The organism is Micromonospora sp. NPDC048040 (assembly GCF_055587185.1).
In genome coordinates this window covers 249,619-275,570 of record NZ_JBVJGT010000001.1, presented here as the reverse complement: position 1 = coordinate 275,570, position 25,952 = coordinate 249,619, and the positions used below count along the sequence as shown (strand labels likewise).

General features: G+C 74.4%; 27 protein-coding genes and 1 pseudogene. 7 read left to right on the top strand and 21 right to left on the bottom strand.

Annotation, left to right across the window (positions count from 1 at the left end; all coding sequences use genetic code 11):
• Positions 1 to 141, top strand: a complete 141-nt coding sequence (locus ACZ6O2_RS01245) for a hypothetical protein (protein WP_466021599.1) — start codon at positions 1 to 3, stop codon at positions 139 to 141.
• 65 nt (positions 142 to 206) lie between these two features.
• Here the strand turns inward: ACZ6O2_RS01245 and ACZ6O2_RS01240 are convergent, their stop codons facing one another.
• From ACZ6O2_RS01240 to ACZ6O2_RS01215, 6 genes are all read right to left on the bottom strand, one after another.
• Complete coding sequence (locus ACZ6O2_RS01240) at positions 207 to 1,895, bottom strand: ribonuclease J (protein WP_350705029.1); 1,689 nt, start codon at positions 1,893 to 1,895, stop codon at positions 207 to 209.
• Between the two features lie 52 nt (positions 1,896 to 1,947).
• Positions 1,948 to 2,874, bottom strand: coding sequence for a 4-hydroxy-tetrahydrodipicolinate synthase (gene dapA / locus ACZ6O2_RS01235; protein WP_466021598.1), 927 nt, complete (start codon positions 2,872 to 2,874; stop codon positions 1,948 to 1,950).
• 46 nt (positions 2,875 to 2,920) lie between these two features.
• Complete coding sequence (gene thyX, locus ACZ6O2_RS01230) at positions 2,921 to 3,664, bottom strand: FAD-dependent thymidylate synthase (protein ID WP_350705142.1); 744 nt, start codon at positions 3,662 to 3,664, stop codon at positions 2,921 to 2,923.
• Between the two features lie 181 nt (positions 3,665 to 3,845).
• The gene (locus tag ACZ6O2_RS01225) at positions 3,846 to 3,968 is read right to left on the bottom strand and encodes a hypothetical protein (protein WP_466021597.1); all 123 of its coding nucleotides are present in this window, start codon (positions 3,966 to 3,968) and stop codon (positions 3,846 to 3,848) included.
• Positions 3,969 to 4,324: 356 nt separating this feature from the next.
• Positions 4,325 to 4,987: a DUF2752 domain-containing protein gene (locus ACZ6O2_RS01220; protein ID WP_466021596.1), complete on the bottom strand. Its 663-nt coding sequence runs from the start codon at positions 4,985 to 4,987 to the stop codon at positions 4,325 to 4,327.
• Complete coding sequence (locus tag ACZ6O2_RS01215; RefSeq protein WP_350705024.1) at positions 4,984 to 6,213, bottom strand: winged helix-turn-helix domain-containing protein; 1,230 nt, start codon at positions 6,211 to 6,213, stop codon at positions 4,984 to 4,986. Before ACZ6O2_RS01215 ends, ACZ6O2_RS01220 begins: the two co-directional genes overlap by 4 nt.
• A gap of 78 nt (positions 6,214 to 6,291) precedes the next feature.
• Between ACZ6O2_RS01215 and ACZ6O2_RS01210 the strand changes: the two genes are divergently transcribed.
• Positions 6,292 to 6,843 carry a GNAT family N-acetyltransferase gene (locus ACZ6O2_RS01210; RefSeq protein ID WP_350705022.1) on the top strand — a complete coding sequence of 184 codons (552 nt, stop codon included), beginning with the start codon at positions 6,292 to 6,294 and terminating at the stop codon, positions 6,841 to 6,843.
• Here the strand turns inward: ACZ6O2_RS01210 and ACZ6O2_RS01205 are convergent.
• The gene (locus tag ACZ6O2_RS01205; RefSeq protein ID WP_350705020.1) at positions 6,742 to 8,049 is read right to left on the bottom strand and encodes a glycosyltransferase 87 family protein; all 1,308 of its coding nucleotides are present in this window, start codon (positions 8,047 to 8,049) and stop codon (positions 6,742 to 6,744) included. The two genes, ACZ6O2_RS01210 and ACZ6O2_RS01205, sit on opposite strands and share 102 nt — an antisense overlap.
• 35 nt (positions 8,050 to 8,084) lie before the next feature.
• On the opposite strand from ACZ6O2_RS01205, the pseudogene ACZ6O2_RS01200 reads away from it, so the two are divergent.
• The 3 genes and pseudogenes from ACZ6O2_RS01200 to ACZ6O2_RS01190 form a co-directional block, all read left to right on the top strand.
• Positions 8,085 to 8,660, top strand: a pseudogene (locus tag ACZ6O2_RS01200) (GNAT family N-acetyltransferase); the annotation flags it as partial.
• A 145-nt stretch (positions 8,661 to 8,805) separates the two neighbouring features.
• Complete coding sequence (locus ACZ6O2_RS01195; protein ID WP_466021595.1) at positions 8,806 to 9,837, top strand: sigma-70 family RNA polymerase sigma factor; 1,032 nt, start codon at positions 8,806 to 8,808, stop codon at positions 9,835 to 9,837.
• 93 nt (positions 9,838 to 9,930) lie between these two features.
• Complete coding sequence (locus tag ACZ6O2_RS01190) at positions 9,931 to 10,311, top strand: VOC family protein (RefSeq protein ID WP_350705016.1); 381 nt, start codon at positions 9,931 to 9,933, stop codon at positions 10,309 to 10,311.
• A 49-nt stretch (positions 10,312 to 10,360) separates the two neighbouring features.
• On the opposite strand, the gene ACZ6O2_RS01185 is transcribed toward ACZ6O2_RS01190, so the two are convergent.
• The 7 genes from ACZ6O2_RS01185 to truB form a co-directional block, all read right to left on the bottom strand.
• Positions 10,361 to 10,843, bottom strand: coding sequence for a GNAT family N-acetyltransferase (locus ACZ6O2_RS01185; RefSeq protein WP_466021594.1), 483 nt, complete (start codon positions 10,841 to 10,843; stop codon positions 10,361 to 10,363).
• Positions 10,844 to 10,951: 108 nt separating this feature from the next.
• On the bottom strand, positions 10,952 to 11,725 hold the full coding sequence (dapB, locus tag ACZ6O2_RS01180; protein WP_350705012.1) for a 4-hydroxy-tetrahydrodipicolinate reductase: 774 nt from the start codon (positions 11,723 to 11,725) through the stop codon (positions 10,952 to 10,954).
• An 89-nt stretch (positions 11,726 to 11,814) separates the two neighbouring features.
• Complete coding sequence (locus ACZ6O2_RS01175) at positions 11,815 to 13,239, bottom strand: M16 family metallopeptidase (RefSeq protein ID WP_466021593.1); 1,425 nt, start codon at positions 13,237 to 13,239, stop codon at positions 11,815 to 11,817.
• Between the two features lie 52 nt (positions 13,240 to 13,291).
• A complete protein-coding gene (locus ACZ6O2_RS01170) occupies positions 13,292 to 15,676 on the bottom strand; it encodes a polyribonucleotide nucleotidyltransferase (RefSeq protein ID WP_350705008.1) in 2,385 nt (794 codons plus the stop codon).
• A 228-nt stretch (positions 15,677 to 15,904) separates the two neighbouring features.
• Positions 15,905 to 16,174, bottom strand: coding sequence for a 30S ribosomal protein S15 (gene rpsO / locus ACZ6O2_RS01165; protein ID WP_043962418.1), 270 nt, complete (start codon positions 16,172 to 16,174; stop codon positions 15,905 to 15,907).
• Between the two features lie 181 nt (positions 16,175 to 16,355).
• On the bottom strand, positions 16,356 to 17,285 hold the full coding sequence (locus ACZ6O2_RS01160; RefSeq protein WP_466021592.1) for a bifunctional riboflavin kinase/FAD synthetase: 930 nt from the start codon (positions 17,283 to 17,285) through the stop codon (positions 16,356 to 16,358).
• A 56-nt stretch (positions 17,286 to 17,341) separates the two neighbouring features.
• Positions 17,342 to 18,226: a tRNA pseudouridine(55) synthase TruB gene (truB, locus tag ACZ6O2_RS01155; protein ID WP_466021591.1), complete on the bottom strand. Its 885-nt coding sequence runs from the start codon at positions 18,224 to 18,226 to the stop codon at positions 17,342 to 17,344.
• 184 nt (positions 18,227 to 18,410) lie between these two features.
• Between truB and ACZ6O2_RS01150 the strand changes: the two genes are divergently transcribed.
• Entirely contained in the window at positions 18,411 to 19,436 is a 1,026-nt protein-coding gene (locus tag ACZ6O2_RS01150; RefSeq protein ID WP_466021590.1) for a hypothetical protein, read from the top strand.
• Positions 19,437 to 19,463: 27 nt separating this feature from the next.
• Here ACZ6O2_RS01150 and ACZ6O2_RS01145 read toward each other — a convergent pair whose 3' ends face one another.
• Complete coding sequence (locus ACZ6O2_RS01145) at positions 19,464 to 20,789, bottom strand: MATE family efflux transporter (protein WP_350705000.1); 1,326 nt, start codon at positions 20,787 to 20,789, stop codon at positions 19,464 to 19,466.
• Positions 20,790 to 21,304: 515 nt separating this feature from the next.
• Here ACZ6O2_RS01145 and ACZ6O2_RS01140 point away from each other — a divergent pair.
• The gene (locus ACZ6O2_RS01140; RefSeq protein WP_466021589.1) at positions 21,305 to 21,733 is read left to right on the top strand and encodes a hypothetical protein; all 429 of its coding nucleotides are present in this window, start codon (positions 21,305 to 21,307) and stop codon (positions 21,731 to 21,733) included.
• A gap of 141 nt (positions 21,734 to 21,874) precedes the next feature.
• Here the strand turns inward: ACZ6O2_RS01140 and ACZ6O2_RS01135 are convergent, their stop codons facing one another.
• The 6 genes from ACZ6O2_RS01135 to ACZ6O2_RS01110 form a co-directional block, all read right to left on the bottom strand.
• Entirely contained in the window at positions 21,875 to 22,387 is a 513-nt protein-coding gene (locus ACZ6O2_RS01135; RefSeq protein WP_466021588.1) for a P-loop NTPase family protein, read from the bottom strand.
• Between the two features lie 725 nt (positions 22,388 to 23,112).
• Entirely contained in the window at positions 23,113 to 23,322 is a 210-nt protein-coding gene (locus ACZ6O2_RS01130; RefSeq protein WP_350705140.1) for a DUF6186 family protein, read from the bottom strand.
• On the bottom strand, positions 23,322 to 23,729 hold the full coding sequence (locus ACZ6O2_RS01125; RefSeq protein ID WP_350680576.1) for a hypothetical protein: 408 nt from the start codon (positions 23,727 to 23,729) through the stop codon (positions 23,322 to 23,324). Before ACZ6O2_RS01125 ends, ACZ6O2_RS01130 begins: the two co-directional genes overlap by 1 nt.
• A gap of 86 nt (positions 23,730 to 23,815) precedes the next feature.
• A complete protein-coding gene (locus ACZ6O2_RS01120) occupies positions 23,816 to 24,793 on the bottom strand; it encodes a DHH family phosphoesterase (protein ID WP_466021708.1) in 978 nt (325 codons plus the stop codon).
• A 101-nt stretch (positions 24,794 to 24,894) separates the two neighbouring features.
• On the bottom strand, positions 24,895 to 25,374 hold the full coding sequence (gene rbfA / locus ACZ6O2_RS01115; RefSeq protein WP_350704994.1) for a 30S ribosome-binding factor RbfA: 480 nt from the start codon (positions 25,372 to 25,374) through the stop codon (positions 24,895 to 24,897).
• Between the two features lie 241 nt (positions 25,375 to 25,615).
• Positions 25,616 to 25,909: a DUF503 domain-containing protein gene (locus ACZ6O2_RS01110; protein WP_091096658.1), complete on the bottom strand. Its 294-nt coding sequence runs from the start codon at positions 25,907 to 25,909 to the stop codon at positions 25,616 to 25,618.
• Positions 25,910 to 25,952: the final 43 nt, after the last annotated feature.

Genomic DNA, 25,952 nt, shown 5'->3' with positions numbered 1-25,952 from the left:
GTGAGGTCCGAACCCGCCGGACGGCGGGCGCGGGACGGCATCTTCGTGCCGGGCGTGGTCGACGCGGAGACCATCGGGGCGCTGGTCGTCGGGATCGACGGGCCGGTCAACGTGCTCGAGCTGAACGCGCTGCTGGCCTGAGCCGACGGGCCCACGACGACGCCCGCCGGCACACGGGGTGCGGGCGGGCGTCGGTGGAGCGGGGATCAGACCTCGACGACGGTGGGCACGATCATGGGCCGGCGCCGGTACGCGTCGTTCACCCACCGCCCCACGGTGCGCCGGACGATCTGCTGGAGCTGGTGCGGGTCGGTGATGCCGTCGGAGGCCGCCCGGTTCAGCGCCTCGGTGACCAGCGGGACCACCGGGTTGAACGCCTCCGGGTCCTCCGAGAAGCCCTTGGCGGAGACGGTGGGACCGCCGACCACCTTGCCGGTCACGGAGTCGACGACCACGGTGGCGGCGATGAACCCGCCGTCGCCGAGGATCCGCCGCTCGGTGAGCAGCGACTCGCTGACGTCGCCGACGGCGAGGCCGTCGACGTAGACGTAGCGGCTCTTCACGTGCCCGACGAGGCTGGCCCGGCCCTCGACGAGGTCGACGACGTCGCCGTCCTCGCAGAGCACCACGCGGTCGGGGGCGACACCGGACTCGATGCCGAGCCGGGCGTGCGCGCGCAGGTGCCGCCACTCACCGTGCACCGGCATCAGGTTGCTGGGGCGTACCACGTTCAGCAGGTAGAGCAGCTCGCCGGCGGGGGCGTGGCCGGAGACGTGCACCTTGGCCACGTCCTTGTGCACCACCACCGCGCCGGCCCGGGCCAGCCGGTTGATGACCCGGTAGACGGACGTCTCGTTGCCGGGCACCAGCGACGAGGCGAGCACCACCGTGTCGCCGGGGGCGATGGTGATGTGCCGGTGGTCGCCGCTGGCCATCCGGCCCAGGGCGCTCATCGGCTCGCCCTGCGAGCCGGTGGACATCAGCACGATCTGCTCGGGCGGCATGGTGGTCGCCTCTTCCAGCCCGACGACCAGTCCGGCCGGGATGTTGAGCAGCCCGAGGTCGCGGGCGATGCCCATGTTGCGGACCATGGAGCGGCCGATCAGGGCGACCTTGCGGCCGTGCTCGGCGGCGGAGTCGAAGACCTGCTGCACCCGGTGCACGTGTGAGGCGAACGAGGCGACGATGATCCGGCCGCGCGCCTTCGCGAAGATCGAGTCGAGCACCGGCCCGATCTCGCGTTCGGGGGTGACGAAGCCGGGGATCTCCGCGTTGGTGGAGTCCGACAGCAGCAGGTCCACGCCCTCGGCACCGAGCCGGGCGAACCCGGCCAGGTCGGTGATCCGGCCGTCCAGCGGGAGCTGGTCCATCTTGAAGTCGCCGGTGTGCAGCACCAGGCCGGCCGGGGTGCGGATGGCCACCGCGAGCGCGTCCGGGATCGAGTGGTTGACCGCGAAGAACTCGCACTCGAACGGGCCGAGCCGCTCCCGGCCGCCCTCCCGCACGGTCAGCGTGTAGGGCTGGATCCGCCGCTCGGCGAGCTTCGCCTCGACCAGGGCCAGCGTGAACTGCGAACCGACCAGCGGGATGTCGGGCTTGTGCGCGAGCAGGTAGGGCACCGCGCCGATGTGGTCCTCGTGGCCGTGGGTGAGCACGATCGCCTGGACGTCGTCGAGCCGGTCGAGGATCGGGCCGAAGTCCGGCAGGATCAGGTCGACGCCGGGCTGCTCCACGTCCGGGAAGAGCACCCCGCAGTCGACGACGAGCAGCTTGCCGTCGTACTCGAAGACGGTCATGTTGCGACCGATGGCGCCGAGCCCGCCGAGCGGGATGATCCGCAGCCCACCCTCCGGCAGCGGCGGGGGCAGTTCCGCCTCGATGTGCGCCTCGGTCACGCGTCCACCTCATTCTGCGGCGCCGTCACCCGGCGCCCGTCGTGTCGTTCGGTCATTCGGGCAGTTCCAGGCCCGCCGCCGCGCAGTCCGCGCGGAGCTGGGCGATCTCGTCGTCGGTCGCGTCGACCAGCGGCGGACGCACCGGACCGGCGGGCATCCCGGCGGCGGCCAGGCCGGCCTTCACCAGGATCACGCCCTGGGTGCGGAAGATGCCGGTGTACAGCGGCAGCAGCCGCCGGTGCAGGTCCAGCGCGCCGGTGTTGTCCCCCGCGTCGTACGCCTCGATCATCCGCTTGGTGAGCGCGCCGGTGAAGTGGGTCGAGGTGCCGACCACGCCGACGGCGCCCACGGCCAGCGCGGGCAGGGTCAGCGAGTCCTCGCCGCTGTAGAAGGCGAGGTTGGTGCGGGCGGTGACCCAGCCGGTCGCGGTCAGGTCGCCCTTGGCGTCCTTCACCGCGACGATCCGGCCGTGCTCGGCCAGCCGCACCATCGTCTCGGTGGCGATCGGCACGCCGGAGCGGTGCGGGATGTCGTAGAGCATCACCGGCAGCCCGGTGGCGTCCGCGACGGCGGTGAAGTGACGCAGCAGGCCGGCCTGCGGCGGCTTGTTGTAGTACGGGGTGACCACGAGCAGGCCGTGCGCGCCGGCCTTCTCCGCGCCGGCGGCCAGCTCGATGGTGTGCCGGGTGTCGTTGGTGCCGACCCCCGCCACGACCTTGGCGCGGTCGCCGACGGCCTCCACCACGGCCCGGATCAGGTGTTCCTTCTCCGCGTCGGTGGTGGTCGGCGACTCGCCGGTGGTGCCGTTGACCACCAGCGCGTCGTTGCCCTGCTCGTCCACCAGGTAGCTGGCGAGGCGCGCCGCGCCGTCGAGGTCGAGTGAGCCGTCGGCGGTGAACGGGGTCACCATGGCCGTGAGCACTCGCCCGAAGGGGCGGGACACCGCCCGGGCGGGGGTGTCAGGGTGGTCGTGCGTCATGCCACCAACCTAGCGGACGACCACCGGCACCCCGCCGGGGAAGGGCTCAGGACAACTCGGCGTGCGGGCTGGCGGCCACCTCGGTGCCGTCGGGCAGGGCCGAGATGACGAAGTCGGCGAAGACGTTCGGGGCGACCCGCTGGAGTTGCCGCAGGCACTCCACCGCCAGCTCGCGGATCTCGACGTCGGCGTGCTCGGTGGCGCGCATGGCGATGAAGTGCCGCCAGGCCCGGTAGTTGCCGGTGACCACGATCCGCGTCTCGGTGGCGTTGGGCAGGACGGCACGGGCCGCCTGGCGGGCCTGCTTGCGCCGCAGCGTGGCGTTCTCCACGTCCGCGAAGCGCCGCTCCAGCCCCTCCAGCAGCTCGTTGTACGCGCGCACGCTCGCCTCGGCGGCCTCCACGAACTTCTTGTGCAGCTCCGGGTCCTCGGCGATCACCGAGGGCTCGACCATGGCGGCGTCCCGTTCCGGCACGTACCGCTGGGAGAGCTGGGAGTAGGAGAAGTGGCGGTGCCGGATCAGCTCGTGGGTGAACGAGCGGGACACGCCGCTGAAGTAGAAGCTGACCGAGCCGTGCTCCAGCACCGAGAGGTGCCCGACCTCCAGGATGTGTGCGAGGTAGCCGGCGTTGGTGGCCGTGGCCGGGTTGGGCTTCTTCCAGCTCTGGTAGCAGGCCCGGCCGGCGAACTCGGCGAGCGCCTGGCCGCCCTCGGCGTCGGTCGACCACGGCACGTCGTCCGGGGCCTCGAAGTGGGTCCACGCGATGAGCTTGACCTGGGGCTGCACCATGTCCGGCATTCCTGGCACTGTAGTGGCCCGGCGGTCGCGGGGGAAAGTTGGGCTCACGGGCCGAGCGGGTCGTTGAGCTGCGAATGGTCGGACAGGTGCCGGTCCGCCTGACCGGCACGTGGCCAAGATCTCGGCGCGCTCGGGCTGCCGCTGGGTGCGCGGCGACGCTGTCGAGCTGCCCTCACGGATGGGGCAGCCGCCCGAACAGTCGGGACGCCGCCAACCACCACCGGTCGGCGGCGCGGACGACAGCGGCCACGACCGGGTCGGCGAGCGGAAGCGCCACCACCGGGTCGGGCGGCACGGAAGCGCCACCACCGCGTCGGGGGCGCGGGCGGCGGCCGCGAGCCCGGCGCGCAAGGAGGGTGCGCACCGACCCGCCGGTGGAACGCCAGCGGTGTCACGAGCCCTGCGTGACACCCCTGGCGTTCCATCCTGCGAGGTCAACGCCCGGCGGGCGGCCGGGCGAGGCGAGCAGATCCCACCACCCGTGGTGGTCCTACAGACAGGGCAGCTCGACAGGGTCGCAGCAGGGCACCGTGGGCTGCCGGAAGTCGATGGTGCGACGGGCCGGCGACCGCCGCGCCCGACCCACCCGACCCCGCCCGGGAAATCGGGAGGCGTGGGCCGCCTCGGGAGGCATGGATCGCGCCGGGCGGGTCAGACGTAGAGCGAGGTGAACGGCGCCCAGGGGAGGTTGCGTACGACCGAGAAGGCCAGCCAGGCGGCGAGGAAGCCGCCGATCACCTTCGAGCTGAGGTGCAGCTCGGGCAGGCGCCAGCCGAACGCCTGCTTCCCCGCCCAGGCGACGAAGAGGTAGGCCAGGAAGGGCAGCGCGAAGACGAAGAGGAAGTGGTGCCGGGCGGCGGCCGGCAGATCGCCGTGCAGCACGTACCAGAGCGCGCGGGTGCCGCCGCAGCCCGGGCAGTCCAGCCCCGTGGTCAGCTTGAGCAGGCAGGTCGGCGCGGCGTCCGGCGCGGCGTGGGTCGGGTTGCTGAGCAGCGTGTAGCCGATGCCGGCGGCGACGCAGCCGAGCGCGGCCAGCGGCACGGCCCAGCGCGGCGAGCGGTCGTAGAGGCGGACGACGAAGCGGGTCAGCCGGTCCGGCTCGGCCACCGGGTAGGGCGGCGCCTGGCCCGCGGGCCACGCACCCGGCTCACCGGCGGGCCAGGCACCCGGCTCGCCAGCCGGCCACGCACCCGGCTCGCCCGCCGGCACAGGGTCGGGCTGCCCCGCCTGAGACGCCTGGGGCGGGGCGTCGACCCCGCCGCTCCGCGGATGCGGCTGGGGGGCCGGCCCGTCAACGCTCGTCACGTGGCTCACCGTACACCGGCCACGCCCAGCAGCGCGGCGGCCAGCGGGGCGGCCAGGTCGCCGGCGGCGGGCGGCGCCACCGCGTCCAGGCCGAGCCAGCCGGCGAGGCGGTGCAGCTCGGCGGCGAGTGCCAGCGCGGTCTCGCCCGGATCGGCGCCCGGCTCGACCCAGGCGGCCGGCACCAGCAGCACCCCGGCCTTGCGATCGGCCTTCAGGTCGACCCGGGCGGTGAACCGCTCCCCCTGCAGGAAGGGCAGCACGTAGTAGCCGTGGACCCGCTGCGGCGCCGGGACGTAGATCTCGATCCGGTAGCTGAAGTCGAAGAGCCGCTCGGCGCGGGCCCGCTCCCAGACCAGCGGGTCGAACGGGCTGACCAGGGTGTTGCCGCGCACCCAGCGGGGCAGCCGCGCCCCGGCGTGCAGCCAGGCGGGCTGCCGCCAGCCCTGCACGGCGACCGGCAGCAGCTCGCCCGCCTCGACCAGCTCCGCGATGGCCTGCCGGGCGCCGGCGAGGGGCAGCCGGAAGTAGTCGCGCAGCTCCGGCTCCGCGGCCACCCCGAGCGACCGCGCGGCGATGGCCACCAGCGTGCGGTACGCCTCGGCGTCGGTCGGCGTGGGCGCGTCCAGCACGGTGGCCGGCAGCACCCGCTCCGGCAGGTCGTAGCGGCGGGCGAACGAGGTGGTGCGGTCGGCGGCGGTCACCTCGCCGGCCCAGAAGAGAAACTCCAGCGCCCGCTTCACCGCCGACCAGTTCCACCCCCAGTTGCCGGTCTCCCGGGGCGCGTCGTGCTCGATCTCGGCGGCGGTGAGCGGCCCCCGGGCGGCCACCTCGTCGCGGACCCAGGCGACCAGGCCGGGCTGCTCCTCGGCGATCCGGCGCATCCCGCCCCACGCCTCCGCGCGGGCCCGGGCCATCCGCCAGCGCAACGCCGGGTGCAACCCGACGGGGACCAGCGACGCCTCGTGGCCCCAGTATTCGAACAGCTCCCGGGGGCGTCGGTAGGCGGCGGTGTCGAGCAGCGACGTCGGGTAGGGCCCGAGCCGGCTGTAGAGCGGCAGGTAGTGCGCGCGTTGCAGGACGTTGACCGAATCCATCTGGATCAGCCCGACCCGGTCGAGCACCCGGCGCAGGTGCCGGCGGGTGGGCACGCCGGTGGGCGCGGGATCGGCGAGGCCCTGGGCGGCGAGCGCCACCCGGCGCGCCTGGGCGAGCGAGAGTGATTCCGGTGCGGCCATCGTCGGGCACCCTAATCCACGCGTACGACACCGGAGCGGACGCTGGACCGATCGCCCGCCGGGGCATAGAACGGACGCATGCTCACGATCCGGCGCGAGGAGCCCGAGGACGCCGAGGCGGTCGCCCGGGTGCACATCCACGGGTGGCAGGCCGGCTACGCGGGGATCATGCCCGAGGAGGTGCTGCGGCGACTCAACGTCGCGGCGTGGGCGCAGCGCCGCCGGGACCTCGGCACCGCCGATCCGGAGCACCCGTTCACCACCCTGCTCGCCGAGGCCGACGGGACGCTGGCCGGGTTCACCACGTTCGGCCCGTACCGGATCAACCAGGACCGGGGCGACCTCGACCTCGCGCACGGGGAGGTGGTGGCGATGTACGTCGAGCCGGCGCACTGGGGCGACGGCACGGCGGGGGCGCTGCTGGCCTCGGCCCGCGCCGGGCTGGCCGGGCGGGGCTGGTCCGACTACCGGCTCTGGGTGCTGGCCGACAACCACCGGGCCCGCCGGTTCTACGAGCGGGCGGGGCTGTCACCGGACGGTGAGCGGTCGACCTACCCGGTGCCGTTGGCCGGCGGGCGCCCGCCGGTCGGGCTCGTCGAGCTGCGGTACGCCGGACGCCTCGACGGCTGACCCGGCCGGCGTCGCCCAGCGGCGGCTGATCCGGCCTGCGCCGCCCACGCGACGGACCGGCAGGAACGCCAGCAGCGCCAGGCTGATCCAGACGTAGGTGTTGCTGCCGAGGAAGCCGTCGAGCCCGGTGAAGTCCTTCTCCCAGGCCCAGACGATCCGGCTGATCAGGAAGCCGTACCCGACGATCGCGGCGCCCAGCAGGACGCGGCGCCGGCGGCCGCCGGCCGGTGCGGCCATGCCGTTGTCCACCAGCAGGATCAGCGCGGGCAGCAACCAGACCAGGTGGTGCACCCAGGTGACCGGGCTGACCAGGCACATCACCGCGCCGGTCAGCGCCAGGCCGGTCGCCTCGTCGCCGGCGGCCACGGCGGCCCGGGAGCGCCACGCCCACAGCACCAGCGTGGCGAGCACCAGCGCCAGCCAGGCCAGGGTGCTCGGGTGTTCCGGGTTCAGCCGGGCGACCACCCCGCGCAGCGACTGGTTGGAGACGAACGCCAACTCCCCCACCCGGCCGGTGTTCCACAGCGCCTCGGTCCAGAACTCCCGCGACGCGTCGGGGAAGAGCGCGGCGGCGAACAGGGTCGCGCCGGCCGCGGCGGCCATCGAGGTGACCGCGGCCCGCCAGCGCCGGGTGACCAACAGGTAGACGATGAAGATGCCCGGGGTCAGCTTGATCGCCGTGGCCAGGCCGATGCCCACCCCGGCCCAGCGGTTGCCGGCCGGCAGCAGCCGGAGCAGGTCGACCGCGACCAGGAAGAGCAGCAGCATGTTGACCTGACCGAAGTTGACCGTCTCGCGCATCGGCTCGTACGCGGCGGCCAGGCAGAGCGCCACGGCGAGGGCGAACCAGCGGGTCCAGCCGGCCCGGCGGGAGATCGGGTCGACCAGCCACCAGAACAGCACGGCGGTGACCACCACGCTGGCGGCCACGCTCACCACGATCGCCGCCGACCACGGCAGGTACGCCATCGGCAGCATGACCAGGGCGGCGAAGGGCGGATAGGTGAAGCCGTACTGCGTGCCGGGCTTGAGGAAGTCGTAGATCTCCCCGCCGTCGTGCACCCACCACGTCAGCGCGCCGTAGTAGACCTTCAGGTCGAAGAAGCCGTGCCGGACGGCCGCCACGGACAGGAAGGCGGCCACCGCGACGGCGAGCCCCACCACGCTCACGACCTGCCGGACCGTCTGTCGGGGACCCTGCGCCACCGTCGCCTCCCTCGCCCTGCGTAGGCTTCCGTCCCATGGCTCTCGGGTACGTCCGCCCGGCGCGTCCGGAAGACGCCGGCGAGATCGCACGCATCCAGCTCGCGACCTGGCGGGTCGCCTATCGCCGGATCCTGCCCCGGCACGTGCTCGACAACCTGGACGAGGCGTGGCTCGCCCGGCGGTGGAGCGCGGCGGTGCAGGAGCCGCCCTCCGGCACGCATCGGGTGCTCGTCGCCGTCGAACAGGCCGAGCAATCGTATCTGGTGGGGTTCGCCGCCTCCGGTCCGGCCGATGCCGAGGCACTCGCCCCGGGCGAGCCGGCCGAGGCGCTCGGGCCGGGCGTGGCGGCGGTGACCGACCTTCTGGTGGAGCCGCGCTGGGGGCGGCGCGGGCACGGCAGCCGGCTGCTCGCCGCGACCGTCGACCTGTGGCGCGCCGACGGGTTCGCCCGGGCGGTGGCCTGGGCGTTCGACGGCGACGAGGCGACCCGGAAGTTCCTGACCAGCACCGGCTGGGAGCCCGACGGCGCGGCGCGCGCCCTGGACGTGGAGGACATGCTCGTCCCGCAGCTGCGCCTGCATGTGGCGGTGCCGACGGAGGCGGACCCCGCGGACGCGACGCCGACGGAGGCGACGCTGCCGGACGCCCCGCCGGCCGGGTCGGTGCCGTCGCCGGCGCCCCCCGTGGACTGACGACACGCCTCCGCGCGGGCCCGGATCGGCGGACACTGTCGGGGGCGTCGCCTACCGTGACCCCATGACCGCAGCGACGGCGACCAGCGGAGCGGGCGTGACCCACGGCGGCCCGACCGGTCGCGACCCCGACGGTGCCGCCGGGCCGACGTCGGGCCCGGCCGACGCGGCGTTCGAGGCGCACCGCGTCGGGCTGACCGGTTACTGCTACCGGATGCTCGGTTCGATCTTCGACGCCGAGGACGCGGTGCAGGAGACGCTGCTGCGCGCCTGGCGCGGGCACGACGGCTTCCAGGCCCGGTCCTCCACCCGGACATGGCTCTACCGGATCGCCACCAACGTCTGCCTGGACCAGTTGCGGGGGCGGGCCCGGCGGGCCCTGCCGATGGAGTTCGGCGGGCCGGACGAGCCGGTCCTCGCCGCGCTGGGCGCGCCGGCGTCCGAGCGCTGGGTGGGCCCCGCGCCGGACGCGGCCGTGCTGCCGGCCGGTGACCCGGCGGCGGTGGCCGAGGCCCGCGAGTCGGTCCGGCTGGCGTTCGTCGCCGCTCTGCAACACCTGCCGCCCCGGCAGCGGGCCGTGCTGATCCTGCGCGACGTGCTGCGCTGGCGGGCCGACGAGACCGCCGAGCTGGCCGGCGCCTCGGTCGCGGCGGTGAACAGCGCGCTCCAGCGGGCCCGTGCCACCCTGGCCGCCCGCGACGGGCTGCCGGGCGCCCCGCTCGACGGGCGGCAGCGCGACCTGCTCGACCGCTACGTCGCCAGCTTCGAGCGCTACGACATCGACTCGCTCGTCGCGCTGCTGCGGGAGGACGCGGTGCAGAGCATGCCGCCGTTCGCGCTGTGGCTGCGCGGCCCGGGGGACATCCGGCGGTGGATGCTCGGCCCGGGTGCCGAGTGCCGCGGCTCACGGCTGGTGCCGGTGTCCGCCAACGGTGGCGCCGCCTTCGCTCACTACCGCCCCGACCCGGCAGGCGGGCACCGGCCGTTCAGCGTCCACGTGCTCGAGTTCTCGGCGGGGCGGATCAGCCGGCTCACCCACTTCCTCACGCCGGAGTTGTTCGCGCGGTTCGGGCTGCCGCCCCGCCTCGATCCCTGAGCCGGGCCGCCGCGCCCGCCCCGACCCGCCGGGCGATGAGTTCCGCAGGCCCGGGCCGTCCACCCCTCGTACGCCACGACAAGGAGGAGCGACATGTTCACGGACACGAAGGCGATGAGCAGTTTCGCGGTCGACGATGTCGACCGGGCGCAGCGGTTCTACGCCGACACGCTCGGCCTGCGGGTGTCGCGGGACGACGCCATGGGCGGCCTGCTGACGCTGCACGTCGCCGGCGACCGGGACATCCTGGTCTACCCGAAGGATGACCACACCCCGGCGACCTACACGGTGCTCAACTTCCCGGTCGACGACATCGACCGGGCCGTCGACGAGCTGACCGGGCGCGGCGTCCGGTTCGAGCGCTACCCCGGCATGCCGCAGGACGACAAGGGCGTCATGCGCGGCCAGGGGCCGTCGATCGCCTGGTTCACCGACCCGGCCGGCAACATCCTCTCGGTGCTCCAGGAGGGCTGACGCGGTGACCCGCGCGTCGACCGCGCCCCGCCCGTGAACCGGCGGGCGGTCAGGCGGAGGCAGCGGGGCGCAACTCGGCGACCAGTTCGTCGTCCTCCATGGCGCCGGTGGGCGTGAAGCCCAGGCTCGTGTAGAGCCGGGCGGCCGAGGCGTTGTCGGGGTGGTAGGAGAGCCGGACGGGGTGCCCGCCGTCCTGGGCGGCGAGCCACGCGGCGAGGGTGCGCACGGCCGCCCGGCCGACGCCCCGGTCCTGCTCGGCCGCGTCGACGACCATGCCGCCGATCCAGCGCGAGCCGTCGTCGTCCACGCCCCACATGACGTGCCCGGCCACCGTCTCGTCCGCGTACACGGCGAGCGAGTTCCAGACGTCGGAACGCATGGTCAGCAGCAGGTAGCGGGCGGCCAGGGCTGCCACCCAGGCGCGCTGGTCGTCGCGGGGGGCGACGTCGGCCACCGCCCGCCAGTTGTCGTCGTCCACGGGGCGCAGGGTGACCCGGCGGCCCGCCCGGTCGAGGATGCCAGAATCGATCACCCGGGCAGCCTAGGAGCCGCCCGGCAGCCACGCGACGGGATTCCCCCGGTGGTGAGCTGCATCTCGCCCATCAGGTGGCTGGGGACGAAGACGGCCCGACCCTCGGCGTCAGTCGAGCAGGGCGTCCAGGCCGACGGTCAGCCCCGGCCGGTTGCGGACCGCGCGGACGGCCAGCAGCACGCCGGGCATGAACGACGCCCGGTCGTACGAGTCGTGCCGGATGGTCAGCGTCTCGCCGGTGGTGCCGAAGAGCACCTCCTGGTGGGCGACGAGGCCGGTGGCGCGCACGGCGTGCACGCGTACCCCCTCGATGTCGGCGCCCCGGGCGCCCGCCACCTCGTCCTTGGTCGCGTCGGGCACCGGGCCCAGCCCGGCCTCGGCGCGGGCCGCGGCGATCAGCCGCGCGGTGTGCGTGGCGGTGCCGCTGGGCGCGTCCAGCTTGCGGGGGTGGTGCTGCTCGACGATCTCGACCGACTCGAAGTGCCGGGCCGCGCGGGCGGCGAACTGCATCATCAGCACCGCGCCGATGCCGAAGTTGGGGGCGATCACCACGCCCACGCCGGGCTTGCGGGCCAGCCAGCCCCGCACCCGCTCCAGCCGCTGCTCGGTGAAGCCGGTGGTGCCGACGACCGCGTTGATGCCCTGGTCGATGCACCAGTGCAGGTTGTCCATGACGACGTCAGGAGTGGTGAAGTCGACGACCACCTCGGCCCCGGCGTCGGAGGCGTTGAACAGCCAGTCGCCCTGGTCGACCATGGCCACCAGCTCCATGTCGCCGGCGGCGTCGACGGCCTTGCACACCTCGACGCCCATCCGGCCCCGGGCGCCCAGCACGCCGACCCGGATCGGCTCGTCCGCGCTCTTCTCCTGCTCGTCAGTCACGGGGCACAACCTATCCCAATCGGGACGTCCACATCCCGCCGGACCCGAGGCAGGGCCCGTCCACGGGCGCGGACGGGTGGCGCGGCCGGTCAGCGGGCGGAGAAGTCGCCCTCGCCGAACGGGCCGACCACGGCCAGCGACATCGGCCGGCTCAGCAGCTCGGCGGCGAGGGTGTTCACGTCGGCCACGGTGACCGCGTCGACCCGGCGGAGCAGCTCGTCGACCGGCATCAGGTCACCGTAGAGCAGCTCGCCCTTGGCCAGCCGGCTCATCCGCGAGCCCGTGTCCTCCAGGCCCAGCACGAACGAGCCCTTGCTCATCCCCTTGCCGCGAGCCACCTCGGCCTCGGTCAGGCCGTCGGCGGCCACCCGGGCGAGTTCGGCCCGGGTCAGCTCCAGCACCTCGTCCACCTTGCCGGGCGCGCAGCCGGCATAGACGGCGAAGAGGCCGCTGTCGGCGTACTGGCTGGCGTAGGAGTAGACCGAGTAGGCCAGGCCGCGCTGCTCGCGGATCTCCTGGAACAGCCGGCTCGACATGCCGCCGCCGAGGACGTTGTTGAGCACGCCGAGGGCGAAGCGGCGCTCGTCCAGCCGGTCGATGCCGGGGCAACCGAGGATGACGTGCGCCTGCTCGGTCTCCTTCGATTCCACCAGCGTGGCGGCGGGCCTGGTGCGTACCGCCGGGGTGGCCGACCGGTGCGGCGCCGGCACCGCCGGGTCGGTGTCCAGCGGGGTGCCGCGCAGCGCCTGGCGGACGAGCTTCACCACCGCGGTGTGGTCCAGGTTGCCGGCGGCGGCGATGACGATCTGCGGGGCGGTGTAGCGGCGGCGGTAGAAGCCCTGGATCTGCCGCCGGGTCATCGGGGTGACCGTCTCCTCGGTGCCGGAGATCAGCCGGCCCAGCGGGTGGTCGCCGTAGACCGCCCGGGCGAAGAGGTCGTGCACCTCGTCGCCGGGCTCGTCGTCGTGCATGGCGATCTCTTCGAGGATCACGCCCCGCTCGGTCTCCACGTCGGCCGGTTTCAGCACCGAATCGGCGACCAGGTCGCACATGACGTCGATGGCCAGCGGCAGGTCCTCGTCGAGCACCCGGGCGTAGTAGCAGGTGTATTCCTTCGTGGTGAAGGCGTTGGTCTCGCCGCCCACCGCCTCGATCTCGGAGGAGATGTCCAGGGCGCTGCGCTTGTTGGTGCCCTTGAACAGCAGGTGCTCCAGGAAGTGCGCCGCGCCGGCCTGCGGGCCGGTCTCGTCGCGGGAGCCGACCGCGACCCAGATGCCGAACGACACGCTGCGCATCGCCGGGATCGCCTCGGTGAGCACGCGCAGCCCGCTGGGCAGCACGGTACGGCGTACCGTGCCGCCCAGCGGGTCGTCACTGATCGTGCGGGTCACCGCCCGGGAGGCGCCGCCGGAGCGGGCCCCCCCGGTGCTGCGGAACGCGGCGTCCGAGGGGCCCGGGAACGACGCCACCCCCCGTCGATCCGGCGGAAACGGCGCACGAACGGCCCGACTCACGTGTTGTTGCTCCCAGATCGACGAGGGGTGGGTGGTGCGGTGTGCTGGTGCGTCAGCTGTGCCGGGTCCGGCGGCGCGGACGCTCGCCGCCCTCGCCACCCTCGCCGCCGCCCTGGCCGCGCTCGCCGCCGCCCGGGCCACGACCGCCCCGGTCGCCGCCGCGCTCGCGGTCGCCGCGGTCGCGCGGACCCCGGTCACCCCGGTCCCGGCCGGCCGGACGCTCGCCACCGGCGGCCTCGCCGGCGGCCGGCGCCTCGGCGCCCTCCGGGCGGACCTTGTCCAGGTAGATCTTGCCGCGCTGGTCGATGTCGGCGATCTCGACCTCGACCTTGTCGCCGACGTTGAGGAAGTCCTCGACCTTCTCGACCCGCTTGCCGTCGCCCACCTTGGAGATGTGCAGCAGGCCGTCGCGGCCCGGCAGCAGCGAGACGAACGCGCCGAACGCGGCCGTCTTCACCACGGTGCCGAGGAACTTGTCGCCGACCTTCGGCAGCGTCGGGTTGGCGATCGCGTTGATCCGCTCGACCGCGGCCTGGGCCGACGGGCCGTTGGTCGCGCCGACGTAGATCGTGCCGTCGTCCTCGATGGAGATCTCGGCGCCGGTCTCGTCCTGGATGGCGTTGATGGTCTGACCCTTCGGGCCGATCACCATGCCGATCTTGTCCACCGGGATCTTGACGGTGGTGACCCGCGGGGCGTAGTCCGACATCTCGGCCGGGGCCTCGATGGCCCGCTGCATCACGTCGAGGATGGTCTGCCGGGCCTCGTGCGCCTGCTGGAGCGCGGCGGCCAGCACGTCCGACGGGATGCCGTCGAGCTTGGTGTCGAGCTGGAGCGCGGTGACGAAGTCCCGGGTGCCGGCGACCTTGAAGTCCATGTCGCCGAACGCGTCCTCGGCGCCGAGGATGTCGGTCAGCGTCACGTACTGGGTCTTGCCGTCGACCTCGTCGGAGATGAGGCCCATGGCGATGCCGGCGACCGGCGCCTTCAGCGGCACACCGGCGGACAGCAGGCCCAGCGTCGAGGCGCAGACCGAGCCCATCGAGGTGGAGCCGTTGGAGCCGAGCGCCTCGGAGACCTGCCGGATGGCGTACGGGAACTCCTCGCGCGACGGCAGCACCGGGATCAGCGCCCGCTCGGCGAGCGCGCCGTGGCCGATCTCGCGCCGCTTCGGCGAGCCGACCCGGCCGGTCTCACCGGTCGAGTACGGCGGGAAGTTGTAGTTGTGCATGTAGCGCTTGGACTTCTCCGGGGAGAGGGTGTCCAGCGACTGCTCCATGCGCAGCATGTTCAGCGTGGTGACGCCCAGGATCTGCGTCTCGCCGCGCTCGAACAGCGCCGAGCCGTGCACCCGCGGCAGCACGCCGACCTCGGCGGTCAGCGGGCGGATGTCGCGCGGGCTGCGGCCGTCGATGCGGACCTGCTCGCGCAGCACCCGGTTGCGGACCTCGGACTTGGTCAGCGACCGGAGGGCGGCGCTGAGCTCCTTCTCCCGGCCCTCGAAGCGCGGACCGAGCTCGGCCAGCACGCGGGCCTTGATCGCGTCCAGGGCCTCCTCACGGACCGCCTTGCCGGCGATCTGCAGGGCCTCGGCGACGTCGGCGCGGGCCACGTCGGCCACCGCGTCGTACGCGTCGTCCTGGTAGTCCAGGAAGACCGGGAACTCGGCGACCGGCTTGGCGGCCACGTCGGCCAGCTCGCTCTGCGCCCGGCACAGCTCGCGGATGGCCGGCTTGGCGGCCTCCAGGCCGCTCGCCACGACCTCCTCGGTCGGGGCGGGGGCGCCGCCGGCGACCAGCGCCACGGTGTGCTCGGTGGCCTCGGCCTCGACCATCATGATCGCGACGTCGCCGTCGGCCAGGGCGCGGCCGGCCACCACCATGTCGAAGGTGGCCCGGGCCAGCTCCTCGTGGGTCGGGAAGGCGACCCACTGGCCGTCGACGTGCGCCATCCGGGTCGCCCCGATCGGGCCGGAGAACGGCAGGCCGGAGAGCTTGGTCGACATCGACGCGGCGTTGATCGCCACGACGTCGTAGGGGTGCTGCGGGTCGAGCGCGAGGACGGTCTCGACGACCTGGACCTCGTTGCGCAGGCCCTTGACGAACGACGGGCGCAGCGGCCGGTCGATCAGCCGGCAGGTGAGGATCGCGTCCTCGCTGGGGCGGCCCTCACGGCGGAAGAACGAGCCGGGGATGCGGCCCGCGGCGTACATCCGCTCCTCGACGTCGACGGTCAGCGGGAAGAAGTCGAACTGCTCCTTCGGCTGCTTGCCGGCGGTGGTGGCGGAGAGGACGACCGTCTCGCCGAGCTGGGCGATGACGGAGCCGGCGGCCTGGCGGGCCAGCCGGCCGGTGGAGAAGGTGATCTCACGGGTGCCGAAGGACCCGTTGTCGATCACGGCGGTGCGGGATTCGGTGCCGAGGTTGGTCTCGGTCATGGTGCTGTCGTGCTCCTTCGCATCGGGGGCCCACGACGCGGGAGCTGCTCAGACGGCCGGTCTTCGATCGAAGCGCCCGGGTGGCCGGCGAGATGCCGGGGTGCCCGGGGGCCACTACCGGAGACCGGTACGCTGACCCGCTCCCTTTCTCGGGTGGTCGCGCGGCCCTGATTTTCGTGTGGTACCGGAGCGGGGGAGTGGCCCGAGTCAGGCCACTCCCCCGTCACGTCACCGGCGCAGACCGAGCCGCTCGATGAGCGACCGGTAGCGGTTGATGTCCTTCTTCTGGACGTAGTTGAGCAGCCGACGGCGACGGCCGACCAGCAGCAGCAGCCCGCGGCGGCTGTGGTGGTCGTGCTTGTGCACCTTCAGGTGCTCGGTGAGCTCGGCGATCCGCTTGGTGAGGACCGCGACCTGCACCTCCGGCGAACCGGTGTCGCCCTCGGCGGTCGCGTACTCCGCGCGGATCTTGGCCTTGGCTTCCTGGTCGAGCGCCATGTTCTCCCTGTTTCGTGGGTTGTTCGATGATGTCCGTCGGATCGGTCGGTGGACCGGAAACGGACCGGTACCTCGCACCCGCGGCGTCGTGCAGGCACGCGAGGCCCCACGTCGGTCAGCCGACGTCCCCGCCAGACTACCAGTACGGCCGGGCGCCGGCCGGTCAAGGGCCGCGAGGCGGTCAGTCGAGGGCCTGGCGGGTGCGCTCGACGTCCTGCCCCATCTGGGCGATCAACGGCTCGATCGCGTCGTATCGGATCTGCCCGCGCAGGTGTGCCACGAAGTCCAGCGCCAGCCGCTCGCCGTAGAGGTCGCCGTCGAAGTCCAGCACGTACGCCTCCACCCGCCGCTCCCGCCCCGAGAAGGTCGGATTGGTGCCGACCGACACCGCCGCCCCCAGCGGTTCGGCGTGGCCCCGGCGCACCAGCCGGGCGGCGTAGACGCCGTCGGCGGGCACCGCCGCGTGCCGGTGACAGAGCAGGTTGGCGGTGGGGAAGCCCAGCTCGCGGCCGCGCTGGTCGCCGCGGACCACCACGCCCTCCAGCCGGTGCGGGCGGCCGAGCGCGGCGGCGGCGGCCCCCACGTCCCCCGCGTCGACGCAGGAGCGGATGTACGTGGACGAGAAGACGGTGCCCGCCTCGGCGACCAGCGGGGCCCCCTCGACGCCGAAGCCGAAGGTGCGGCCGAGCCGCTCCAGCAGCGCCACGTCGCCGGCGGCGCGGTGCCCGAAGCGGAAGTTCTCCCCCACCACCACCAGGGCGGCGTGCAGGTGCTCGACCAGGATGTCGTGCACGAACGCCTCGGCGGGCAGCCGGGAGAACTCCGGAGTGAACGGCACCACGCACAGCACGTCCACGCCGAGCGCCTCGATCAGCTCGGCCTTGCGGGCGGGCTCGGTGAGCACCGCCGGGTGCGAGCCGGGGCGGACCACCTCGGCCGGGTGCGGGTCGAAGGTGACCACCACCGACTGCACGCCCAGCTCGCGGGCCCGTGCCACGGCGTGCCCGATGGTCGCCTGGTGCCCCTTGTGCACGCCGTCGAAGACGCCGATGGTGACGACCGACCGCCCCCAGCCACCGGGCGCCGCGTCGTACCCCCGCCACCGCTGCATTGCGCTCCTCCCCCTGCCTCTACGACGGCCCGTACCGGCCGCCGGTCCCGTCCCCGTCAGGCGGGGGCGAGCACGATCTCCGCGCGGGCCCGGCCGTCCCGCTCGCTGACGATAGCGATCAGCCCGCCGTCGGGACCGAAGACCGCGTAGGGGCCGGGAATGCCGGCCGGGTCGAGCGGCCCGCCGTGGGAGAGCACCTTCGCCTCGTCGGCGCCGGCGTCGCGCCGCGGGAAGAACCGGTCGGCCGCCGCGGCCAGCGGCAGGTGGACCACCTCGGGCGCGCGCCGCTCCAGCTCGTCGAGGGTGGCGGCCTCCGCGAGGGTGAAGCCGCCGACGGCGGTACGTCGCAGCGCGGTCAGGTGCCCGCCCACCCCGAGCGCCAGGCCCGCGTCCCGGGCGATGGCCCGGATGTACGTCCCGGAGGAGCAGGTCACGTCGATGTCGACGTCCACCACGTCGGGCGTGTCCCGGCGTACGGCCAGCAGGTCCAGCCGGGAGACGGTGACCCGGCGGGCGGGCAGCTCGACGCTCTCCCCCTCGCGTACCCGCTTGTACGCCCGCTGCCCGTCGACCTTGATCGCGCTGACCGCGCTCGGCACCTGGTCGATCTCGCCGGTCAGCGCGGCGAGGGTGGCCCGGATCGCCTCGTCGGTGACCTGCCCGGCCGGGGTGGTGGCGATCACGTCGCCCTCGGCGTCGTCGGTGACGGTGGCCTGGCCGAGCCGGACGGTGGCCGTGTAGCTCTTGTGCGCGCCGATCACGTACGTGAGCAGGCGGGTGGCCCGGCCGACCCCGATCACCAGCACGCCGGTGGCCATCGGGTCGAGGGTGCCGCCGTGCCCCACCCGACGGGTCCGCGCCAACCGGCGGATCCGCGCCACCACGTCGTGCGACGTCATGCCGCCGGGCTTGTCCACCACGATCAGACCGTCTGCGCTCACGACACCCAAGCCTGCCAGACCGGCTCGGACGCCCCGTCGCCGCCGTACGCGGGTCGGGCGGACGGCCGGCGCGGCGTCCGCCGGTCGGACAGCACTGCCCGACGGCGACCGAACGGGACCACGGCGGCGCGCGGCGGGTGCGAAGATCATGCGCCCCCTCCACCCACCCCACCTGGACAGCCGAATGAGCACCGACCAGCGGCCGAGCGAGCCGACCGCGCCTTTCGACCCGTACGCCGACCAGCCCGCGGAGCCGGTCCGCGTCCCGACCTGGATGCGCGAGCCGGAGACGGAGCACACGCTGACCCGCCCGGAGCGGTTGCGGCTGGGCTGGGCGAGGCACAGCGGGAAGCTGCTGGGCGGCGTCGCCGCCCTGGTGACGCTTTCGTTCCTCGCGGTCGTGGGCACCATCGGACTCGGCGTCTACGAGCGGGTCCGCGACAACGAGCCCATCCTGCCCGACCGCCGGGCCGTGCCCGGCCAGGTCCGTCCCACCGACGCCGACGGCAACTCGGTGAGCCCGTGGGCGGCCACCCCGGCGGAGTCGTTCGCCGCCGGGAAGGACGCCATCGTCCTGCCGCCGGCGAAGGCGGCCGCGCCGTTCACCGCGAAGCAGGTCGCCGACGGCCTGGCGAAGGTCCGGCAGGCGCTCGTCGAGGGCCGCGTCGACAGGTCGATGCTCGTGGTCAACGACCCGGAGCCCTTCCTCGGGCTGATCGCGCCGGACAACCGGGACGAGGTCCGGCGCGACCTGGCCGACGGCGCGGCGCTGAACTACGTGACCCGGGTTGACGACGAGGCCGACCCGCGGCTGGACAACACCGACACGGTCCGCGCGCGGGGCACCGTCACCTACCGGGCAACCACCGACCCCGACGGCATCCGGGTGCTGGAGATCACCACCAGCTTCATCTGGGTCTACCACTTCGACCTCTGGCGGGCGCAGGAGTACCCGCCGGGAGCCGAACTGGTCACCGTGCGCGACGAGGTGGTCTGGCACGTCCCGCACCCCGACGGCGTCCGGTCCTCGTCCCGTGGGCTGTGGGTACACGAGGCGGCGAGCACCCTCTACAACGCCGACTGCGCCGGGATCAAGCGGGGGTTCCTGGCCCTCGCCCCCGAGGAGCCGCTGCGCAGCCGGCCCTCGGCACGGCCGACCGGCAACGTCTACGACCCGGGCTGGCGGCCCGGCGACGGCGAAAGCTGCTGACCCGCGGGAGCGCCGGGACGGGTGTGGTCAGCGCACCGCGCCGACCACGGCCCAGCCGCCCGAGCGCAGCCGCAGCAGCAGGGCGACCAGCCGGATCACCACGAACAGCGTGAGCCCGGCCCAGATGCCGCCGAGCCCGAGGTCGAGCCCGTACGCCAGCCAGATGGCGGGCAGGAAGCCGCCGAGGGCGGCCACGATGGTCAGGTTGCGCAGGTAGCGGACGTCCCCGGCGCCGATCAGCACGCCGTCGAGGGCGAACACGACGCCGGCCAGCGGCTGCATCGCCACGAACCACGGCCAGGCCAGCATCGCCTGGTCGCGTACCTGCGGATCGGAGCTGAACCAGCCGGGGACGACGCCGGCGCCGGCGGCGATGACCACCGCGAACGCCACGCCGCAGGCGCCGCCGAGCAGCCCGATCCGGCGGGCGAGGGCCCGGGCCCCGGCGTCGTCGCCGCCGCCGAGCGCGGCGCCGACCAGCGACTGGGCGGCGATGGCGAGCGCGTCGAGCACCAGCGCGGTGAAGAACCAGAGTTGCAGGGCGATCTGGTGGGCGCCCACGGCGGCGGCCCCGAAGCGGGCGGCCACGGCGGTGGCGGAGAGGAAGCTCGCCTGGAACGCGGCACCCCGGATCAGCAGGTCCCGGCTGAGCACCAGTTGCTGCCCGATCAGCCGCGGCCGGGGCCGCAGCGGGACCCGCTCGGCGACCAGCGCCCCGGCGAAGAGCGCCCCGCCGATGGTCTGGGCGACCACGTTGGCCACCGCGGAGCCGACCAGGCCGAGGCCGAGCGGGTAGACCAGCAGGGGGCAGAGCACGGCGGAGAGCAGGTTCGGCCCGAGCACGAACGCCAGCGGCCGGCGGGTGTCCTGCACGCCGCGCAGCCAGCCGTTGCCGGCGGCGGCGAGCAGCAGGCCCGGGGCGCCGAGCGCCGCGACCCGCAGCCACTGCGCGGCGGCGTCGGCCACCTCGCCCGGGCCTCCGGCGAGCGTACGCGCCAACGCCCCGCCGCCGACCTGCATGCCGACCGCGACCAGCACGCCCACCCCGAGCGCCAGCCAGGAGGACTGCACGCCCTCGGCGACGGCGGCGGCCCGGTCGCCGGCCCCGAAGCGCCGGGCCGACCGCCCGGTGGTGCCGTACGCGACCACGGTGCCGAGCCACGCGATGAGGGTCAGCACCGTGCCGCCGATGGCGAGCGCGGCGAGCGGCACCCGGCCGAGGTGCCCCACCACCGCCGTGTCCACGAGCACGTAGAGCGGTTCGGCGGCCAGCACCACCAGCGCCGGCAGGGCGAGGGCGGCGATCCGGCGGGGTGACGCGGCGGGGGCGGCGGCGACGGCTGGCTGACTCATCGCCGCCGATCCTGGCACGGGCACGGTAAGGATCGCAAGCAATCAGATCACTTACCGGGTAACAGGTGGACGACGGTCACGGCACCGAGCAGGAGCACTCCCCCGACGGCCACCGCCACGGGCAGCGTCCCGCCGACGAGCCACCGGGCGAGCAGCATTGCCGACGGCGGCAGGCCCGGCCGCGGGGCCGCAACGGCTGCCGGTCGTTCTCTCGTTCGGTGAGGCGGTCGAAGAAGAAGACCACCTCCACGTGGGAGAAGGCGGCGAGTCCGGTGAGGCAGCGGTCACCGAACCGTGGCTCGACCAGGATGGTGCCCCGCCACGTCGCCCCAGTGGTCCGAGTTCCCCGGACCCGCCCGCCCGTTATGGACCGTTCCGATCGGGATCACGGTGACGGCCGCCCCGATCGCGCGGCGCTCGTCGGTTCCGCGAAGAGCTGGACGGGGTACGACTGATCTTCAGCAGCACCCGCCGGCCGAACGCCAGACAGGCGGCAAGGGTGCCTGGCCGGGCGGGTGGACGTCACCATCGTCGGCGACGACGAGCCGGTCCCCACGTTGCAGCGGGCCTGGTTCCTCGACGCCGTCGCGGCCGAGACCGCCGAGGCGCAGTTGCGGGCGCACGTACGAGGCACCTGCGGCGTGCTCCAGCGAGTCGCGCCGATCATGGCCGTCCTGCGCGCCGCCGGAGCGCAGGATCCGAGCCTGGCCGACATGTGGCAGCAGGACAGCGACCCGCGCCTCGACGTCCAGACCGCCGCGGCTCGCAGCCTGCTGACCAAGCCCGGCGCCCGGGCGGACCTGTCCGTCGAGCACGCCGCCGACGTGCTCTTCGGCCTGCTGAGCCCCGAGCCGTATCTCCTCTTCGTCCGCGACCGCGCATGGACGCCGGAACGCTGGCAGCAGTGGGCCTACGACACGCCGCGCGCACAACTCTGCGACTGACTCCCGCACCGGGCGCGCGTGGTCGGCGCCCGACACCGCTGGAGGCCGCCGCCCACCTTCCCGGCCGCCCGGCGCCGACACGACGGGGAGACCGGGCACGGAACTCGTCGCGACGGGCATCCGGTGGACGGCAGGGCGGGCTCAGGCCGTGGGCAGCTCGGCGAGCCAGCGGCGCACCTCGGCGCGGCTGCGCAGCCGGAGCACCGGCAGCGCCGGCGCGTGCGTGGCGACCGCGGCGAGCAGCCGGGGCCGGGACCGGCGCGGGTAGCGCCACACGTACCGGAGGAACTCGGCGTCGATCGTCTCCGGACAGCCGGGCGGGAGGTCGGGGCGGGCGGTGGCGCGGTACGCCCACCGGCGGCGCAGCACCCGGCCGAGGCAGAGCAGCCGACCCGGGTCGCAGAGGACCAGCAGGTCGGCGCGGGGCAGGCGGAGGTCGAGGGTGCCGCCGTAGTTGCCGTCCATCACCCAGGACGGCCGGGCGGCGAGTTCGGCGACCGCGGCACGCCAGCGGGCGTCGTCGGGAGCCACCCAGCCGGGCTGCCAGAAGTGCTGGTCGAGGTGGATGAGCGGCAGGTCGAGCCGGCGCGCGACCTCGCGGGAGAGGGTGCTCTTACCGGCGCCCGAGCTGCCGACGACGAGGATCCGGCGCATGCGGGGACCGTACCGACGCACCAGCACGGCGGCCGCCAGGGCTCCCGGCTCCGGGCCGGCCGCCGGCAGCGCCACGGCCCGCGGTGGGCGGGGCGGTGCCCGGCTCGCCCGGAGCGTCGGCCTTCCGACGTCCGGGTCGGCCACCCGCCCAGCGGCAGCCGGCGGGTCGGGCGTCGGCCGTGGAAAGCGGCGGACGCCCGCGGCCGGCGGTCGACGCCGGCTGGGCGGTGACGCTGCCGGCGGCGGACGCCGGCAGCGTCACCGCCGGTCGGCCTGGGTCACTGACGGGTGTCCATCGAGGTCTGCAGTGCGCGGCGCATCTGCTCGCGGGCCTCGTCGGTGGTCTCGGGCTTGGGCTTGCTCGGCATGGTGGTGGTCCCCTTCCAGGGTGCGGGCAGCCGCCGACGCGACGGCGGCCCTCACGGGCGGCGTGCTGAACGCCCGGCAGCGGTCCGGGGTCGCCGGAGCGGCTGGTGGGCAGCGTGTGAGCCCGGGTCGGTCCGACCCTGGAGGGAGGCGTTGCCGGGTGTGGCCCCACCGCCCACGACCGGCACCGCCACACGGCGCCGGCCGATTCCCAAGTTATCGTTCAGGTCCACATGCTGCCCACGGTTCCCGCGATCTGGACTCACATTGCTCCGCCGGGCCGTCCCGGTTCCCGGACCGGCGGAGGGAGGCCGGCGGAGGGAGGCCGGCGGAGGGAGGCCGGGAGGGAGGCCGGCGGGTCAGCGGGCCAGGAAGTGCCAGCCGAGCCACCACCAGAAGCCGAAGAGCCCGATCCGGCCGACGGGCACCGCCCCCACCTCGTAGCGCATCACGTACGCGCAGACCTCGCCGAGCGTCGGGATCCGGGAGCCCTCGCGCCGGGCCGCCCACTCGACGGCGGCGAAGAGCACCAGCGCCGCCAGGAAGCCGCCGATCGCCAACGCCCGCATCATCGCCGCACCAACCCCCAGAACGCGGACAGCCAGGCCAGCCAGGCGGCCGACCGGACCAGCCGGTCCTCCAGCATCGGATCCGCCAGCCGGGAGAAGGTGGGGAAGTCGTCCCCGACCGCCAGCACGAACGTGGCCCCCTCGAAGACGCCGAAGACCACCACCGGAAGGGCCCACCAGGCCGCCGGGGCGCCGAGCCGGCGCGGGGCGGGCCGCCGGGGCACCCGGTTGCTCAGACCCAGCCAGATCAACACGCCGCCGGTGCCGAGGGTCCAGAGGTTGGCCTCCGTCGAGAACGACGGGAACCGGCCGCCGACCAGCGAGAGGCAGACGAGCACCGGCACGGTGACGGCGGGACGGTCCCAGGCGCGGGGCGCCTCGACGGTGAGGTCGTGGGGCTGCTCCATCCCGCGATTCTCCCCGGACTCGCCGAGCCCGGGAAGACGGACACTCCCCGGAGCTGACCCTGATCTTCCCGTGCGGGCCCGCCGGGTCAGCGCCGGTCGGGCCCGGTCAGCGCGCCGTCGAGCTCCGCGCGGATCCGGTCGACGACCTCGTCGACCGTCCCCCGCCCGGTAAACCCGGCGGCGAAACGGTGCCCGCCGCCGCCCAGCGCGACCGCCACCCGGCTGACGTCCACCGCGCCCTTGCTGCGCATCGACACGGCCCAGTCGCCGGTCGCGGTCTGCTTGACCACACAGCTCACGTCGGCCTCGGCGGTGCACCGGACCGAGTCGATCAGCGCCTCCAGCACGTACGCCGGCTGGTCGTGCCGGGCCAGGTCGTCCTGCGTGGCGTACGTCCAGACCAGGCCGTGCCCGACGGCCGCGGCCGGCTCCAGGCGCGCCCGGCCGAGCACCTCGCCGAAGAGGCGGACGGCACCGAACGGCCGGGTGTCGAAGATCCGGCGGGAGATGTCACCGGGGCGGATGCCGGTGGCGATCAGGCGGGCCGCGAGCTGGTGCACCGCCGGCGTGGTCGCCTCGAACCGGAACGAGCCGGTGTCGGTGCTCAGGGCGACGTAGAGACACTCCGCGATCTCCGCGTCCAGCGCGACGCCGAGCCGGGAGAGCAGTTCCTCGGCGACCACCGAGGTGGCCGCCGCGTGCGGGTCCACCAGGTTGACCCGGCCGAAGCGGGTGTTCGACGCGTGGTGGTCGAGCACCAGCGCGCCGCCGGCCACGCCCAGCCGGTCGACCAGCTCGCCGAGCCGGGACTCGCTGGCCGCGTCGAAGCAGACGACCAGATCCGGGTCCGGGTACGCCCCGGTCGCCGGCACGAGCAGGTCGAGCCCGGGCAGGCCGCGGAACGGCTCGGGCACCTCCGGCGGGCCGGGAAAGGTCGCCTGCATCCGTCGTACGCCCAGCCGGCGCAGCCCGAGCCCGAAGCCGAGCATGCTGCCCAGCGCGTCGCCGTCCGGGTTGACGTGGCAGATCAGCAGCACCCGCCCGTCCGGCGGCAGCCCCCGCACCGCCGCGACGGCCGCCGCCCAGTCCGCCTCGGCGGGGCCGGAGTCGGCCGGTGGCGTCGCCTCGGCGAGGGCGCCACCGGCCGGACCGCCGGACGGTTCGGTCACCGCTGGTCCCCGCCCCGGGGCGGAGTCTCGTCCTCGTCCTCGTCGTGGGACTCGTCGTCGGAGTCCAGCCGGTACGGCTGGGCCTCGCCCGCGTACTCGGCCCTGGCGGCGAGCCGCTGCACCTCGGCGTCGGCGGTACGAGCCTGGGCGAGCAGGTCGTCGATGTGCTTGACCTGGTCCTGCACGTCGTCGAGGACGAAGGTCAGGGTCGGCGAGTGCCGCAGGCCGAGCGCCTTGCCGACGGTGCTGCGCAGCATGCCCTTGGCGCTCTCCAGCGCCGCGGCGGTGCCCGACTGGGCCGCCGCGTCGCCGAGCACCGTGTAGAAGACGGTCGCGTCGCGCAGGTCGGCGGTGATCCGGGCGTCGGTAATGGTGATCATGCCGAGCCGGGGGTCCTTGATCTGGCTGCGCACCACCGACGCGACCAGTTCACGCACCCGCTCCGCGTGCCGGCGTACCTTGGCCGGATCCGACATTTCGCCACCTCCACGGCGTCCCGTTCCCGGCCGTCACCGGCGACGCGGAGCGCCCCGGAGCCGACCGGCCAACATCTCGAACACTACCCGCGCGGCGACCGCCGCCGCGCGTCGCCGGCGGTGCGCCGGCCCGGCACGACGCCCGGCACACCCGCACCGCCGGGGTCGTCACCGCCCGCCGCGGGCACCCGCGCCGGCGGGCGTCGTCACCGCCCGCCGGACGCGCGCACCCGCGCCGGCGTCAGTCCTCCTCGCCGTAGAGCCGCCGGCGCACCGAGAGCAACTCGGCCTCCGGTCGGCCGGCCACCAGGCGCTCGCAGGAGTCCAGCACCTCGCGGACGTGCGACGCCTCGGCGGCCACCACGGCCACGGCTATCTCGGCCCGACCGTGCAGGTCGAGCGCCCCGACCTCGGCGGCCGAGACCTCGAAGCGGCGCAGGGCCGCCACGATCGGGCGTACGTATGATCTCTTGGCCTTGAGCGACCGGGAGTCGCCCGGCAGCAGCAGGTCGAAGACCGCGGTTCCGGTGAACATCGCCCCGGACGATACCCGGACGTACCCCCACATGATCAAGGGG